Here is a 14,237-nt window from a genome sequence, read left to right as displayed (position 1 = left end):
CTATGGCCTCAATTCAATGACCGTCTTGCCGATTCTCACGGGTACGCCAAGCTCAACGGGCAGGGCACGGGTCAGCTGCTGGTCTGCCAGGTAGGTGCCGTTGGTCGAACCCAGGTCCTCGATGAACCAGCGGCTGCCCTGCGGAAACAGCCTGGCGTGACGGCCGGAGGCATAGTCGTCCTCCAGGACCAGGGTGGCCTCCTGCGCGCGGCCCAAAAGGATGGGGCTCGCTGCCAGCGGAAGTGTTCGGCCCTTGAGTGGGCCTTCGACGACCACCAGTTGCCGGGCCTGCTGCTTTACGGGTTGTGGCGTGGCTTCGGCCAGTTCGGGATTTTTGCGCATCTGCCGGGCCGTTGGGGCGCCGGCAGCGGCCTTTCGGCCCACCATAAGGTCCCGGCGCATGGTGGAGACGATGCTGAAGATCAGCACCCAGAGCAGCAGCAGGAAACCGAACCGCAAGGCGGTGATGGTGAGTTCACTCATGCGTGGCCGCCAGAACTGGCAGGAAGCAGGCGGAAGATAATCTTTGTCCGTCCCATGGTGATGGTGGAGCCGTCGGTGAGTTCGGTGCTTCCCGAGACCTTGTGCCCGTTCACATAGCTCCCGTTGGTGGAACCCATGTCCACTGCCGTGGTGACGCCATTGGCCGTGCGGATTTCAAGGTGGCGGCGGGAAACGCCGGTGTCCTCGACCAGGATGTCGGCCTCCGAGGACCTGCCGAGCACAATGGACGGGGCGTTGAGTGAGTACCGCTGGCCGTCGATGTCGAGGACGGGCTGCAGCCGGACCGGCTGGCGGCTGGGAGCGGCAGGCAAGTTGGGACGGGGCGGGGGACCGCCTGTTGTGCCCTTGGATTTCTCGGTTGAGGAGACAATTTCGAAGTCACCGGCGCGCAATTCTGTATCGCGGCGGAAGGAGATCCGCACCGAACCCTGAAGCGTGTAGCCCTGGCTGCGGACGTGGTTGATCACAACATCGCAGAGTTCTTCGGCAAGCGGGGTGCCCCATTCCTGGGCGCGTTTGAAGTCATCATCGCTGAGCTGGACATCAAAAACGTTGGGCACCAGGGTGCGTCCCGCGGCGACAGTGAGGGACTTGTGGTCCACTTCCCGGCGCAGCCTGCTGGCGATTTCTACGGGTTCAACCTGGGCGCGCGAGCCGGTGGAGAAGACGCCCCGGACGGCCTTTTCGATGCCGCGCTCGACTTTGTCCAGCAGACCCATGGTTCTTCTCCTTTCCCCCCGGCTGCGGGGCAGTTTTCGTTCCGTAAGTTCACTTGCAGTGGTGTTCCCAAGCCGCCGGTGTGCCTGCCTGCAGCAGTCACTCCTACATCCGATACTACTGGGCGGGCCCGTGAATGACCTTAATCCACAACGGCCGGGCGCTGCCAAAAGTTCAGTTTCCGATGGTCTGCAGTGCCTGGTCGCCCGCGGTGTTGGCAGTGTTGCGGGTCCGTTCCTGGCCTTGGTTCGTGGGCGGTTGCGGGTGGCCCGGTGCCCCAATTGGTATTTTCCGGGCAATGTCCGTTATGCTTGATCTCGCTGCTTTTACAGGGTTGCGGTTCGGGAAACCGGACGGGATTCTGTGAAGGAAGTTGCGCGCGAGTGGCGGAACGGCAGACGCGCTGGCTTCAGGTGCCAGTATCCGAAAGGGTGTGGGGGTTCAAATCCCCCCTCGCGCACGCACATCAAGAGCCCCGGTCAATAGACCGGGGCTCTTTTGCTTTTGCTGCCGAATGCCTGCCTGCATCCCTGTCTGCCGGGGCGCAGGCCGGGAACGGCTCAGGTTAGGGCCGTGCGGAAGACTTGAACCGGCGTCGGGAGTTGGCAAGGTGGCTGCGCATGGCGGCGGCTGCGGCAGCCTCGTCGCCGTCGGCGATGGCGTCTGAGATGGAGCGGTGCTCCTGGACCACCTGGTCGAAATGGTCGCGCGCGTAGTGTTCCGCGCCGGTCATCAGCCGGGTGCGCGGCATCGCGATCATGGTCTGGCCAAGGGCGGCCAGGCAGTCGGAGTAGTAGGGGTTGCCGGACGCGGCAGCAACGGCCCGGTGGAACTCGAAGTCGGACTTCATGGCATGCGCCGGATGGCCGGCACTCAATGTGAACTCGTCAAGTGCCGCCGTAACAGCCCTGAGCTGCCGTTCGGTGTGGTTCCGCGCGGCCAGCGCCGCCGCTTCAGCTTCCACCCCGATCCGGAATTCGAGCAGGTGGAGCCGGTCCTCCATGGTTGCGACGGGACGGGCCCCGGGTGCTGCCTGGGGCCCGTCCGACGGCGGGGTGAGGGCGAAGCTGCCTCGCCCTCGTTCGGTTTCGACCAGGCCCTCGGCCTGCAGCCTGGTCAGCGCGGCGCGCACCACGGTACGGCTCACCCCGAAGTCGCTGATAAGGGTGTTTTCGCTGGGGAGCTTCTCGCCCGGCTGGATGACGCCGTCCACAATGCGGGTGCGAAGGTTAGCGGTGAGGTCCGCGGTGAGGTTCCGGCTCATGGCAACAAGGTTACGCGCCGAACTCCACGGACTCGGTGGTCCAGGCGCGTGCCTGCTCGCTCAGCGTGACGCCCAGGCCGGGGCGGTCCGGGACGATCATCCGGCCGTTCTTGGTCTCGAGCCGCTCGTTGAACAGGGGATCGAGCCAGTCGAAGTGCTCAACCCAGGGCTCGCGCGGGTACGCCGCTGCCAGGTGCAGGTGGATTTCCATGGCGAAGTGCGGGGCAAGGCCCAGCCCGCGCTCGTCGGCAAGCGCAGCCAGGCGAAGGAACTGGGTGATACCGCCCACCCGGGGTGCGTCCGGCTGGATGATGTCGCAGCTGTTGGCGTTGATGAGGCCCTTGTGTTCGGCCACGGAAGCGAGCATTTCGCCGGTGGCGATGGGGGTGTCCAGTACCTGGGCAAGGTGCGCGTGGCCCTCGAAGTCGTAGGCGTCCAGGGGCTCCTCAATCCAGATGAGGTTGAATTCTTCGAGCTGGCGCCCCATCCGCAGCGCGGTGGCGCGGTCCCACTGCTGGTTGGCGTCCACCATCAGCGGGACGTCCCAGCCGATGTGGTCGCGGATGCCGGCGACGCGGCGCAGGTCCTCTTTGCTGTCAGGGAGGCCCACCTTGATCTTGATGCCGCCGATGCCCTCCTCAAGGGACTGCGTAGCGCGGGCCTTGACCTCTTCGAGGGTGGCGTTGAGGAAGCCGCCGGAGGTGTTGTAGGTCTGCACGGAGTCGCGGTAGGAGCCAAGGAACTTGGCGAGCGGCAGGCCGGCCCGCTTGGCTTTGAGGTCATAGAGGGCGATGTCGATGGCGGCGAGGGCCTGGGTGGCAACGCCGGAGCGGCCCACCGAAGCTCCTGCCCACAGCAGTTTGGTGTAGATCTTGGCGATGTCGTTGGGGTCCTCGCCGATGATGCCCTCGGCCACTTCCTTTGCATGCGCGTACTGGGCCGGGCCGCCGGCACGCTTTGAGTAGCTGAAGCCGACGCCGGTGTGCCCCAGCTCCGTGGTGATCTCGGCGAAGAGGAAGACCACCTCGGTCATGGGCTTCTGCCGGCCGGTGAAGACCTTGGCGTCGCTGATGGGAACAGCGAGGGGCAGCCGGGCGGTGGACAGTTTGACGTGGCGGATCAGATCGACGGTACTCACGGTTTCTCCTTTGGGCGGCGCTGGGCTCCTTCGCCCGCCTTCTTATTCTATAAGTGCTTAACTTGTATTACAACTACGCGCAGCTTATGGGTCTCACACTCCCTGCGGGGGGCACGTTTGCCTATCAGTTTCGAGGAGGCGCCGCATAAACTTATGGGGTACGCAGCGAACGCAATGAGCGGGTGCAGCGTGCTTTAGAACGGAGAGCACCATGCTCGGGATCCTCATGTGCAAACTGAACCTGCGCCACATCTGGCACATAGAATCTGCGGAAGATGGCAGCGGCCGTTACAGGCGCTGCACGCGTTGTGGTAAGTACGACCGTGACAGGGACGGCAGTGGCTTTATGCACTGACGGGCACGGCGTTGCCGGGGCCCTATGTCAGCAATAACAAGGCATGGGACAATAGAGGGGATGACTTCCCCCACTTCTTCCTCCGAAGCTCCCGCGCGCGCCCGTCAAGAGGCCCCGGAGAGCACCCGTCCGCAGGTCCTCCCGACTGCCGAAGGCTGGGAGCAGGCGCGTACCGTCGAGGGCCGGCCGCTGCTCCAATTCGCGTCACCGCGGGTGAAGCAGCCGCCCACGCATCTTGCCGACCTGAGCCTGGCCGAGCGCGGCGCGAAGATGAAGGAGCTTGGCCTCCCCGCCTTCCGGGCGAAGCAGCTCTCCACGCACTACTTCCAGCATTGGACCGTTGATCCGGAAGCCATGAGCGACCTCCCCAAGGCCGGCCGGGAGGAACTCGTCTCCCGGATGTTCCCGCCGCTGCTCACCGAGGTCCGCCGCCAGCGCAGCGACAAGGGGGACACCATCAAGTTCCTCTGGCGGTTGTTCGACGGAGCGCTGGTGGAGTCCGTACTGATGCGCTACCCCGGCCGCATCACTCTCTGCATCTCCTCCCAGGCCGGCTGTGGCATGAACTGCCCGTTCTGCGCCACCGGCCAGGCCGGTCTGACCCGGAACATGTCCACCGCGGAGATCGTTGACCAGGTGGTCGCTGCGAACCGGGTGATAGCGGCCGGTGAGCTGGGCCCCAAGGAGCACGACGACGAACGTGTCACCAACATCGTGTTTATGGGCATGGGCGAGCCGCTGGCCAACTACAAGCGCGTCATGGCCGCGCTCCATCGCTTCGTGGATCCCGCACCCGAGGGCCTGGGCATGTCTGCCCGGAACATCACGGTCTCGACGGTGGGCCTTGTCCCCGCCATCCGCAAGCTTGCTGACGAGGACCTGCCGGTCACGTTCGCGCTGTCCCTGCATGCCCCCGACGACGAGCTCCGCGACGAGCTGATCCCGGTCAACAACCGCTGGAAGGTGGACGAGGCGCTCGACGCGGCCTACGACTACTACCGCAAGACGGGCCGCCGGGTCAGCATCGAGTACGCGCTGATCAAGGACATGAACGACCACCCCTGGCGCGCCGACCTGCTGGGGAAGAAGCTCAACCAGCGCGGCCGCGGCTGGGTGCACGTGAACCCAATCCCGCTCAACCCCACCCCGGGCTCCATCTGGACCGCCTCGGATAAGCCGGTGGAGCAGGAATTCATCGCGCGGCTCCGCGCCGCGGGCGTGCCCTGCACCCTGCGCGACACCCGCGGCAAGGAGATCGACGGCGCCTGCGGCCAGCTTGCAGCCGCCGAAGACTAGGGACTCTCAGCCCCGCAGGGCACCGAGCCCTGAGATCAGCGCCTCGAGCCCTAGCTCGAACGCCACGTCCGCCGGCCGGCCCCGCCCTTGGGCACCGCTCTGGGCGGCGGCGCTCCGGACGGCTGCGGTGAAGTTCGGCGTGGTGCCGGCCATGGATCCCGCCTCGAAGATGTCCTCGGGTGCGGTCACGTCGTACGCGGAGCCGAAGATAAAGGACTCCAGCGCCACGATGGAGGACACGACGCGGTCCTGGGGGAAGCCGGCGTCGAGAAAGCCCTTGCTCACTGTTTCGTACATCGCCAGTGTCTGCGGCGCATCCGTTACCGGAAGGACGGCGATCACCGGAATCAGCGGGGTGTGCTCGGCGAAGACATTGCGGTAGCTCCACGCCCAGCTGCGCACCGCCTCCTCCCACGGGGCCGAGCCAAAATCGGACACATCCACCAGCGAGGTGAGGTGGTCCTCCACCAGGAGCAGGACGTCCCGTTTGGCGGCCACATGGTTGTAAAGGGCCGACGGCGCCACGTCCAGTTCCTTGGCCAGGCCCGCCATGGTCAGGCCGTCGTAGCCCTTGCGGCTGATCAGTTCCAGCGCCGCCGCCGTGATCCCGGCTTTGTCCAGCAGTGCGGCCGAGGGCCGGCCCGCCCGCCGCCTGGCGGTGCCGGGTTTTCCGGCGGCGCGTCCCTGTACAGCTGGTACTGCCGGCATTACTGGCCTTTCTCTGGTGGTCTCCAGCATTATTCCATCCGGCACTTCCGGTCCGTGCAGGGAGCCGCTATAGTTCTAATAAATGAATGGCATTCATTTAGTGGTCCCCATCACTGCGGGGACCCAAGAGAGGACATCATGCTGAACCTGAACCGCGACGTTGTGGTCGTTGGAGCCGGGCCGTCCGGACTTACCGCAGCCCGTGAACTGAAGAAGGCCGGCCTGAGCGTCGCCGTGCTTGAGGCGCGCGACCGCGTAGGCGGCCGCACCTGGACCGACACGGTGGACGGGGCCATGCTGGAGATCGGCGGCCAGTGGGTCTCGCCGGACCAGACCGTGCTCCTGGAGCTGCTCGACGAACTCGGCCTGCAGACCTATCCCCGGTACCGCGACGGCGACTCGATGTACATCGGAGCCGACGGCGTGCCCGTCCGCTATACAGGGGACACCTTCCCCGTGGATCCGGACACCAAAGCCGAGATGGACAAGCTGATCAGGCTGCTTGACGCGCTGGCCGCCGAGATCGGCGCCACCGAGCCGTGGGCCCATCCGAAAGCACGCGAGCTGGACACCGTCTCCTTCCACCACTGGCTGCGGCAGAACTCGGCCAATGAGGAAGCTTGCAACAATATCGGCCTGTTCATCGCCGGCGGCATGCTTACCAAGCCGGCCCACGCCTTCTCGGCCCTGCAGGCAGTGCTGATGGCCGCCTCGGCCGGGTCCTTCACCCACCTCACCGACGAGGACTTCATCCTGGACCGGCGCGTCGTGGGCGGCATGCAGCAGGTTTCCCTGCTGCTCGCGCAGGAGCTGGGGGACGACGTCGTCCTTGACTCCCCGGTGCGCACCATCAACTGGGAGCCGGACGCCGAGGGCGGGCACCGCGTCACCGTCGTCTCGGAACGGGCCACTGTGAAAGCCCGGTTCGTGATCATGGCCGTGCCGCCCAACCTCTATTCCCGCGTCTCGTTCAACCCGCCGCTGCCCCGCCGCCAGCACCAGATGCACCAGCACCAGTCACTGGGCCTGGTCATCAAGGTCCACGCGGTCTACAGCCGCCCGTTCTGGCGGAACTCCGGCCTGTCCGGAACCTGCTTCGGCGCCGGATCCCTGGTCCAGGAGGTCTACGACAACACCAACTTCGGGGACACCAGGGGAACCCTGGTGGGCTTTATCTCGGACGAAAAGGCCGACGCCGTCTTCGAGTTGAGCCCGGAAGAACGCAAGGGCGCGGTGCTGGAGTCCATTGCCGGATTCCTTGGCGCCGAGGCGCTGGAGCCCGAGGTCTATTACGAGTCGGACTGGGGTTCGGAGGAATGGACCCGCGGCGCCTACGCCTCCAGCTACGACCTCGGCGGCCTGCACCGCTACGGCAAAGACCAGCACGCCGCCGTCGGGCCCATCTTCTGGTCGTCCTCGGACCTGGCGGCCGAAGGCTATCAGCACGTTGACGGCGCCATCCGGATGGGCCGCCGCACCGCGGAACGCATCTGCGAAGCGGCGCGCGTGACGGTCCCTGCCTAAGCCCGGACATCCCTGACAGCCCGGCGGGCGGCGAAAAGACAGCCCGCCGGGTGGAATCTAAGCATGCTTACCAATAGGCTGGCGGATGGGGAGCGTCCCCGCATGCAGACGAACGAGGTGAAACATGACTGACACCGAGAGCATCAGCAAGGTCACGGACATCATTAACGATTCCCGCATCGGAATGTTGACCACCATCAATGAAGAAGGCGCCCTCGTCAGCCGGCCGCTGGCGGTCCAGGACGTAAAAGACGACGGCGACATGTGGTTCTTCACCGGCCTCGGCACCTCGCAGGTTGCCCATGTCCGGGCTGACCCGCGCGTGAACGTTTCCTTTGGCAAGAACACTGAGTGGGTCTCCGTTGCCGGAACCGCTGAGTTGGTAACGGACCGGGAGAAGATCCGGGGGATGTGGAACCAGGCCGTTGAAGCGTGGTTCCCGGATGGCCCGGACACTCCTGAGGTGTGCCTGCTCCGCGTCGATTCCGACTCCGCCGAGTACTGGACCAGCCCCGGCGGGACCGCCGCGACGGTGTTCCAGTGGGTCAAGTCCAAGGTCACCCACAGCCGGATGAGCGTGGGCGAAAGCGGCACCGTAGAGCTGTAGGTCCTATTGACCGTTCAGGGCGCCGAGGACGGCGGGCAGCAGCACGTTGTCCCGGCCCCAGGACGGGTCCAGGATCTCGACGTACCAGGAATCCGCGAGCAGGAGCGCCAGCGTTTCGTTGGTTTCATCGGCCCAGTCCTGGATCTGCTCCTCCGTCACGGGGTTCTCGCTGGACCCAAGGACGGTCACCACCTCGCCGCCGTCAACGGTGACCGGGATGGCTGCACTGCTTGACTCGCTCGGGGCATGCACTACGGCGACCAGTTCGGACCGGGTGGAGAGTGCCAGGAGTTCCGCGGCGACGTCTGCACTGCAAAAGCCGGTGACGTACTGGCGCTGGGCAACGCCGGCTGAGCGCAGCCCCGGTTGTGATTCCTTCGTGAATACCCCGCTCCGGTTCAGGGCAGCGAGCCCGGGCGCGATGGCTGCGGTCTCGGCGTCGTAGGTGGCAGTGAAGGTGGCGGCCTGATACTCGCTGTGGCCCTCCAGCCAGCGCGCGGTCAGCTCACCGGCAGCCTCCAGCGTAATGGCCTGGCGCCAGACTTCCCGGTCCTCCAGCCGCCTGCCGAACCGGTCACGGCTTTCCGTTTCTTGGGGCTCCATCCTCGGATGCTACGGCGCTGCGCCGCCGGACTCCAGCGGCTGCGACACAGCAGTTAATGCGCGGGCCGGCAGTCAGTGTCTGCTGGCGGGGATTCCTGCCGCCTGCTCGGCGGCGGCGAGAGCGCGGCCAAAGCGCTCGACGGCGGGCGGGTACCCATGGTGCCCCGCGGCCCGGAGCTGCTCGGCCTCGCGCATGGCCTTAATAACGGCGGCGGTCTGGGGCAGCCGGACGTCGGTCATGGCAGGGTAGTCGATGCAATACGCGGGATCCAGTTCGTACCGGCGCCAGCGCTCCAGCAGCACGCTGTGTTCAGCCTGTGCAGCCGTGTGCAGGGGCAGGTACTCCCGGCGCTGCCGCCGAAGGGACAGCCAAGCCACCATCCGCGGGCTGGCCCGGTAGGCCGCGACACCGGAAGCTACGGCCGCGCCGCAGAGGACGAGCCCTGCCCAGGGGGATGCCAGGGCGGGGATGAGCAGGGCGGGAAGGGCCACCGCCGCGCCGAGGAACAGGTCCCAGAACAACTGGTCCGAACGCTCAGGTTCCGTGCCTGTCCCGGCGAGGGCACGCCGACGTACCTGGAAAACGGTGGCCGCAACGCTGCCCACCAGCACAGATCCACACAGTAGAAGGACCCACGCCCCCTGGAACAGGGATTCTGCGATGGCTGCCACCTTGCACCTCCACGTCCACAGGCCCGGGCGGAAAACGCCGGGCTGGTCCTTCCATTCCAGCCCCTTCCCGTTCTTGGGTCAATGGCTGTGGCAGACCGCCGCATGGCAAGGGCGGGGCTTTCCGGGCCGGTCGGCGGCACGTACCTTGGGACCATGAGACTCAAAATGTGCAGCATCCACGTTCAGGACCCCGCCGCGGCCCATACCTTCTACACCGGGACGCTCGGCTTCGAGACGCTGATGGCCATGCCCGAGTACAACCTGTTCATCATTAAGGACCCCGGTGCGGACCAGGGCTCAGTGGGCCTGCTGCTGGAACCCAGCGACAACCCGATTGCTGCGGACTACATGAACGGACTGTACAAGGCCGGCATGCCTGCGATTGTTTTTGGTGTCCCGGACGTGCAGGCGGAGTACGAGCGGCTTACCAGGGAGGGAGTGAGCTTCCGCGGCGAACCGGCGGAAGACCCCTCCGGGATAAGCGCCGTGTTCGACGACGGCTGCGGCAACTACATCCAGCTCCATCAGGACTGACCCCGGAGACTGACTTCGGATTGATCCGCCCGACCAGCCTCCCAAAGATTGTTGAACAATCCTGGTCTATCGGGCATGATGGTTGGAGAAGCCAACCTGAGACGAGGGTCACAATGCAATCCATCGATCTGAACAGCGACGTCGGAGAGTCCTTCGGCAGCTGGACCTTGGGCGATGACGCGGCTGTATTCCGCCACGTCACCAGCGCCAACGTGGCCTGCGGTTTCCACGCCGGGGACCCCAGCACCATCGCGCAGACCTGCCGCGATGCCGTGGCCGCCGGGGTGACCATCGGAGCGCACGTCGGCTACCGGGACCTGGCCGGTTTCGGCCGCCGGTTCCTGGACTGCTCCGCTGCCGAACTCGCCGACGACGTGCTCTACCAACTGGGAGCCCTGCAGGCCCTTGCCCGCGCCGCTGGGTCAGAGATCAAGTACGTCAAGCCCCACGGCGCCCTGTACAACGCGATCGTCCACCACGAAGTCCATGCCGCGGCCGTGGTTGATGCCGTGCACGCCTTCAGCCCAGGGCTGCCGCTACTCCTCCTCCCCGGATCGGTGGCGCTGCGGAAGGCGGAGGCCCGGGGCCTCCAGGCCAGGGCGGAAGCCTTCGCCGACCGCGCCTACAACCCGGACGGCACCCTGGTATCGCGGCGGGAGCCGGGCTCGGTGCTGCACAACAATGAAGCGGTCACCAGGAACATGGTGCTCCTGGCCACCGAAGGCAAAATCATCGCCCGGGACGGCAGCGTCCTGCACGTCCAGGCGGACAGCATCTGCGTACACGGCGACACCCCCGGTGCCGTAGCGATGGCCGGAGCTGTGAGGGCGGGGCTCGAGGCCAGCGGTGTCACCGTCCGGAGCTTTGCGTGAGCATCACCGGAATCCGCTGGGCCGGACCCCGCGCCCTGCTGGTGGAACTGGCCGACCTTAACTCCGTGCTGGCCTTCCACCAGCGTGTCCAGGCGGCTCCCTTGCCGGGACAGTTGGACGCTATTGCCGCAGCTGCGACCGTCCTGGTGAAATTCGCCAGCCAGGCGCAGGCACGGGGGGCACGTACCGCCGTCGAACAGTTCCAGCTCGAAGGCGCCCGGAAAGTCGGGGGCCGGGAGGTCACCATTGAAGTGGTGTACGACGGCGAAGACCTCGCCGAGGTGGGGCGCCTCACCGGGCTCGGCGCGGACGGTGTGGTTGCCGCCCACACGGGCCAGCTCTGGACGGCTGCCTTTGGCGGCTTCGCGCCGGGATTCGCCTATCTGGTGGGCGGGAACAACAGCCTCACCGTTCCGCGCAGGCCTACACCCCGGACAGCTGTTCCTGCCGGTTCCGTTGCCTTGGGGGGCGAATTTTCCGCGGTGTATCCCCGGCAGTCGCCGGGCGGTTGGCAGCTGATCGGACGCACCTCCGCCGTGATGTGGGATCTGGAACGGGAGCAGCCCGCGCTGATCCGGCCCGGAGACACAGTCCGTTACGTGGCCGTTGACTCGTTGACGGAGCCCGCCGGCGCCGCGCTTATTTCCATGGAGGAGACGGATGCGGACCGGCCCGATGCCGTCCGCTCCGGACTCGAGATCCTGCAGCCCGGCCTGCAGTCCCTGCTGCAGGATCTGGGCCGGCCGGGACTGGGGGACCTCGGTGTCTCCGCCTCCGGCGCCGCCGACCAGCAATCAGCCCGCCAGGCAAACAGGCTGGTGGGAAACGGCCCCGCTGCCGCCGTCGTCGAAAATCTTCTCGGCGGGCTCACCGTAAGGGCCTTGGGTGACCAGGTGGCAGCAGTAACCGGCGCCGCCGCCCCCCTCGAGGTCCGCTCCGCCGAAGGCGTCCTGCTGCGCCGGCCGGACCCTTGCGCTCCGTTCGCACTGCTCGACGGCGAAAGCCTCACCGCGGGAGCGCCGGCCCTCGGACTGCGCACCTACCTGGCCGTCCGCGGCGGATTCGATGTTCCGTCGGTCCTCGGCAGCCGTTCCACCGACACCATGTCCGGACTGGGTCCTGCTCCACTCGCAGCCGGCACCCGGGTGCGCGTGGCTCCTGCAACTGAACGAACGTCGGTGGGTCATCCGGAGCCGTCCGCACTGCGGGTTGGAGCCGGAACCACCGAACTCAGGGTGACCTTGGGCCCCCGCGAGGACTGGTTCCCCGAGGAAGCTGTCCAGGTCCTCACCCAACAGCAATGGCAGGTCTCGGACCAGTCAAACAGGATCGGCGTGCGCCTGGTGCCGGACCCCGGCCGCGGACGCCCCCTCGAACGCAGCCGCACGGGGGAGCTCCCCAGCGAGGGCGCAGTAGCCGGCGCGCTCCAGGTTCCCCCCAGCGGGCATCCCGTCATCTTCCTCGCTGACCATCCCATAACCGGCGGGTACCCCGTGATCGCCGTGGTGATCCCCGAAGACCTCCCCGCCGCCGCCCAGGTCCCGCCCGGCGGACACGTCCGGTTCACGGTGGTTGATGCCGCGACGCTGGAACCCCTCGCACAAGCCGCCAAAGACACTATTTCCGAAAGAATCCCGTCATGAAAAAAGTCCTGATCGCCAACCGCGGCGAGATTGCCGTCCGCATCGTCCGCGCCTGTTACGACTCCGGCCTGCAATCCGTGGCGGTGTACTCGGATCCGGACGCCGACGCGCTCCACGTGCGGATGGCAGACGAAGCGTATGCGCTCGGCGGTTCAACCGGGGCCGAGACCTACCTGGACATGGCGAAAGTGATTGCTGTGGCGCGGCGCTCCGGCGCTGACGCAGTGCATCCCGGCTACGGGTTCCTGTCCGAGAATGCCGACTTCGCCCAGGCCGTGCTGGATGCCGGTCTGACCTGGATAGGCCCTACGCCGGAATCCATCCGCGCACTGGGTAACAAGGTGACCGCCCGGGACATCGCCGTCAGGGCCGGCGCCCCGCTGGTTCCCGGCAGTGACGGCCCGGTGGCCAATGCAGGCGAAGTCCTCGCCTTCGCACAGGAGTACGGCCTGCCGGTGGCCATCAAGGCGGCGTTTGGCGGTGGCGGGCGAGGCCTGAAAGTTGCCCGGCGCCTCGAAGACGTTGAAGACGCCTTTGATTCGGCAGTCCGGGAGTCCACTGCTGCCTTCGGTCGCGGCGAATGCTTCGTTGAGCGCTTCCTGGACCAGCCGCGGCACGTTGAGGCGCAGGTCCTGGCGGACACCCACGGCAACGTGGTGGTGCTGGGCACCCGGGACTGCTCCCTGCAGCGCCGTAACCAGAAGCTCGTCGAGGAGGCGCCGGCGCCATTCCTGACAGCAGACCAGCGTGCGCAGATCCATGCGTCAGCCAAAGCCATCTGCCGGGAAGCGGACTACCACGGCGCAGGAACGGTGGAGTACCTCGTCGGCAAGGACGGCATCATCTCCTTCCTTGAGGTAAATACCAGGCTCCAGGTGGAGCACCCGGTCACCGAGGAAACGTCCGGCGTGGACCTGGTCCGGGAACAGTTCCGGATCGCTGCCGGCGGCACGCTCTCGCTCACCGCGGATCCCGAACCGCGCGGGCATGCCATCGAATTCAGGCTCAACGCCGAGGATCCGGCCCGCGGATTCCTGCCGGGACCCGGAATTGTCGAGGCTTTCGAGCCGCCCACCGGCGCCGGTATCCGCGTGGACAGCGGGGTCCGCTCCGGCTCCGTAGTGTCCGGACACTACGACTCGCTCCTGGCCAAACTCATTGTGCACGGGGAAGACCGGAACCAGGCCCTGCGCCGGGCACGGGCAGCCCTGGACGAGATGCAGATCAAGGGCCTGCCCACGGTGCTTCCCTTCCACCGGGCAGTGGTGCGCCACCCGGACTTCACCGCCGGAGACCGGTTGGGCGTCCATACCACCTGGATTGAAAACGAGTTCGCTGAGCCCCTCGCGGCTTCTCCCGAGATAGCCCGCACCGCCCCCGCGTCAGCCCGAAACACCATCACCGTGGAGCTGGACGGCAAGGCGGTCCAGCTGGGGCTGCCCTCCCGGATTTACGAAGCGCTGGTCAACGGCGGTGGCAGTTCCGTGACGGCTGCCGTTGACGCGCGGGGTGCTGCGGCGGACGGCCAGGATGACAGGCTCGTGTCTCCGATGGCCGGCTCACTGGTGAAGTGGCTGGTGGACTCGGGAGACCAAGTTGAAGCCGGCCAGCCCATCGCGGTGCTGGAAGCCATGAAGATGGAAACCACTGTGGCCGCCCACCGGCCGGGAACGGTGGCAAGGGGAGCGCAGGAGCCAGGATCCGCCGTCGCACGCGGAGACGTCCTGGCCAGCATCGCCTGAGGCGCACCGCTTAAGTCCGTCCCACGTGCGCTGGCCCCTGCCAGCCTTGGGTACATTG

The 14,237-nt window shown here is 66.6% G+C and carries 14 protein-coding genes and 1 tRNA gene; 8 read left to right on the top strand and 7 right to left on the bottom strand.

Annotation, left to right across the window (positions count from 1 at the left end; genetic code table 11):
- Positions 1-483: an FHA domain-containing protein gene (locus G6R19_RS11300; protein WP_163164931.1), complete on the bottom strand. Its 483-nt coding sequence runs from the start codon at positions 481-483 to the stop codon at positions 1-3.
- Positions 480-1,223, bottom strand: a complete 744-nt coding sequence (locus tag G6R19_RS11295) for a DUF3662 and FHA domain-containing protein (protein WP_163164929.1) — start codon at positions 1,221-1,223, stop codon at positions 480-482. Before G6R19_RS11295 ends, G6R19_RS11300 begins: the two co-directional genes overlap by 4 nt.
- A gap of 375 nt (positions 1,224-1,598) precedes the next feature.
- Between G6R19_RS11295 and G6R19_RS11290 the strand changes: the two genes are divergently transcribed.
- A tRNA-Leu gene (locus G6R19_RS11290) sits at positions 1,599-1,681 on the top strand.
- A gap of 105 nt (positions 1,682-1,786) precedes the next feature.
- On the opposite strand, the gene G6R19_RS11285 is transcribed toward G6R19_RS11290, so the two are convergent.
- Both G6R19_RS11285 and G6R19_RS11280 read right to left on the bottom strand, forming a co-directional pair.
- Complete coding sequence (locus G6R19_RS11285; protein ID WP_163164927.1) at positions 1,787-2,485, bottom strand: FCD domain-containing protein; 699 nt, start codon at positions 2,483-2,485, stop codon at positions 1,787-1,789.
- A 10-nt stretch (positions 2,486-2,495) separates the two neighbouring features.
- On the bottom strand, positions 2,496-3,623 hold the full coding sequence (locus G6R19_RS11280) for a mandelate racemase/muconate lactonizing enzyme family protein (protein WP_163164925.1): 1,128 nt from the start codon (positions 3,621-3,623) through the stop codon (positions 2,496-2,498).
- Between the two features lie 415 nt (positions 3,624-4,038).
- Here G6R19_RS11280 and rlmN point away from each other — a divergent pair, with 415 nt between their 5' ends.
- Positions 4,039-5,274, top strand: a complete 1,236-nt coding sequence (gene rlmN / locus G6R19_RS11275) for a 23S rRNA (adenine(2503)-C(2))-methyltransferase RlmN (protein ID WP_163164923.1) — start codon at positions 4,039-4,041, stop codon at positions 5,272-5,274.
- A 6-nt stretch (positions 5,275-5,280) separates the two neighbouring features.
- Here the strand turns inward: rlmN and G6R19_RS11270 are convergent, their stop codons facing one another.
- Positions 5,281-5,982: a TetR/AcrR family transcriptional regulator C-terminal domain-containing protein gene (locus tag G6R19_RS11270; RefSeq protein ID WP_240341841.1), complete on the bottom strand. Its 702-nt coding sequence runs from the start codon at positions 5,980-5,982 to the stop codon at positions 5,281-5,283.
- A 138-nt stretch (positions 5,983-6,120) separates the two neighbouring features.
- On the opposite strand from G6R19_RS11270, the gene G6R19_RS11265 reads away from it, so the two are divergent.
- Entirely contained in the window at positions 6,121-7,506 is a 1,386-nt protein-coding gene (locus G6R19_RS11265) for an NAD(P)/FAD-dependent oxidoreductase (RefSeq protein WP_163164919.1), read from the top strand.
- Positions 7,507-7,630: 124 nt separating this feature from the next.
- Entirely contained in the window at positions 7,631-8,113 is a 483-nt protein-coding gene (locus G6R19_RS11260; RefSeq protein WP_163164917.1) for a pyridoxamine 5'-phosphate oxidase family protein, read from the top strand.
- 3 nt (positions 8,114-8,116) lie between these two features.
- Here G6R19_RS11260 and G6R19_RS11255 read toward each other — a convergent pair whose 3' ends face one another.
- Complete coding sequence (locus G6R19_RS11255) at positions 8,117-8,716, bottom strand: hypothetical protein (RefSeq protein ID WP_163164915.1); 600 nt, start codon at positions 8,714-8,716, stop codon at positions 8,117-8,119.
- A 72-nt stretch (positions 8,717-8,788) separates the two neighbouring features.
- Positions 8,789-9,388: a hypothetical protein gene (locus tag G6R19_RS11250; RefSeq protein WP_163164913.1), complete on the bottom strand. Its 600-nt coding sequence runs from the start codon at positions 9,386-9,388 to the stop codon at positions 8,789-8,791.
- A gap of 153 nt (positions 9,389-9,541) precedes the next feature.
- Between G6R19_RS11250 and G6R19_RS11245 the strand changes: the two genes are divergently transcribed.
- From G6R19_RS11245 to G6R19_RS11230, 4 genes are all read left to right on the top strand, one after another.
- Positions 9,542-9,922 (top strand): VOC family protein, encoded by a 381-nt coding sequence (locus G6R19_RS11245; RefSeq protein ID WP_163164912.1) that lies wholly within the window; start codon positions 9,542-9,544, stop codon positions 9,920-9,922.
- A 113-nt stretch (positions 9,923-10,035) separates the two neighbouring features.
- Positions 10,036-10,794 (top strand): 5-oxoprolinase subunit PxpA, encoded by a 759-nt coding sequence (locus G6R19_RS11240; RefSeq protein WP_163164910.1) that lies wholly within the window; start codon positions 10,036-10,038, stop codon positions 10,792-10,794.
- Positions 10,791-12,437 carry a 5-oxoprolinase/urea amidolyase family protein gene (locus G6R19_RS11235; protein ID WP_163164909.1) on the top strand — a complete coding sequence of 549 codons (1,647 nt, stop codon included), beginning with the start codon at positions 10,791-10,793 and terminating at the stop codon, positions 12,435-12,437. Before G6R19_RS11240 ends, G6R19_RS11235 begins: the two co-directional genes overlap by 4 nt.
- Entirely contained in the window at positions 12,434-14,179 is a 1,746-nt protein-coding gene (locus G6R19_RS11230) for a biotin carboxylase N-terminal domain-containing protein (RefSeq protein ID WP_163164907.1), read from the top strand. Before G6R19_RS11235 ends, G6R19_RS11230 begins: the two co-directional genes overlap by 4 nt.
- The last annotated feature ends 58 nt before the right edge of the window (positions 14,180-14,237 follow it).

Source organism: Arthrobacter sp. Alg241-R88 (assembly GCF_900537115.1).
GTDB lineage: Bacteria > Actinomycetota > Actinomycetes > Actinomycetales > Micrococcaceae > Arthrobacter.
Note: the sequence above shows the minus strand (reverse complement) of the source record. Positions and strands in the feature narration are given on the sequence as shown.

What these genes read in the sequence shown, in the direction of transcription:
- G6R19_RS11260 (WP_163164917.1), top strand. Translation starts at nt 7,631, where the DNA reads ATGACTGACACCGAGAGCATCAGCAAGGTCACGGACATCATTAACGAT.
- G6R19_RS11230 (WP_163164907.1), top strand. Translation starts at nt 12,434, where the DNA reads ATGAAAAAAGTCCTGATCGCCAACCGCGGCGAGATTGCCGTCCGCATC.
- G6R19_RS11240 (WP_163164910.1), top strand. Translation starts at nt 10,036, where the DNA reads ATGCAATCCATCGATCTGAACAGCGACGTCGGAGAGTCCTTCGGCAGC.
- G6R19_RS11270 (WP_240341841.1), bottom strand. Translation starts at nt 5,982, where the DNA reads ATGCCGGCAGTACCAGCTGTACAGGGACGCGCCGCCGGAAAACCCGGC.
- G6R19_RS11285 (WP_163164927.1), bottom strand. Translation starts at nt 2,485, where the DNA reads ATGAGCCGGAACCTCACCGCGGACCTCACCGCTAACCTTCGCACCCGC.
- G6R19_RS11300 (WP_163164931.1), bottom strand. Translation starts at nt 483, where the DNA reads ATGAGTGAACTCACCATCACCGCCTTGCGGTTCGGTTTCCTGCTGCTG.
- G6R19_RS11265 (WP_163164919.1), top strand. Translation starts at nt 6,121, where the DNA reads ATGCTGAACCTGAACCGCGACGTTGTGGTCGTTGGAGCCGGGCCGTCC.
- G6R19_RS11245 (WP_163164912.1), top strand. Translation starts at nt 9,542, where the DNA reads ATGAGACTCAAAATGTGCAGCATCCACGTTCAGGACCCCGCCGCGGCC.
- G6R19_RS11255 (WP_163164915.1), bottom strand. Translation starts at nt 8,716, where the DNA reads ATGGAGCCCCAAGAAACGGAAAGCCGTGACCGGTTCGGCAGGCGGCTG.
- rlmN (WP_163164923.1), top strand. Translation starts at nt 4,039, where the DNA reads ATGACTTCCCCCACTTCTTCCTCCGAAGCTCCCGCGCGCGCCCGTCAA.
- G6R19_RS11295 (WP_163164929.1), bottom strand. Translation starts at nt 1,223, where the DNA reads ATGGGTCTGCTGGACAAAGTCGAGCGCGGCATCGAAAAGGCCGTCCGG.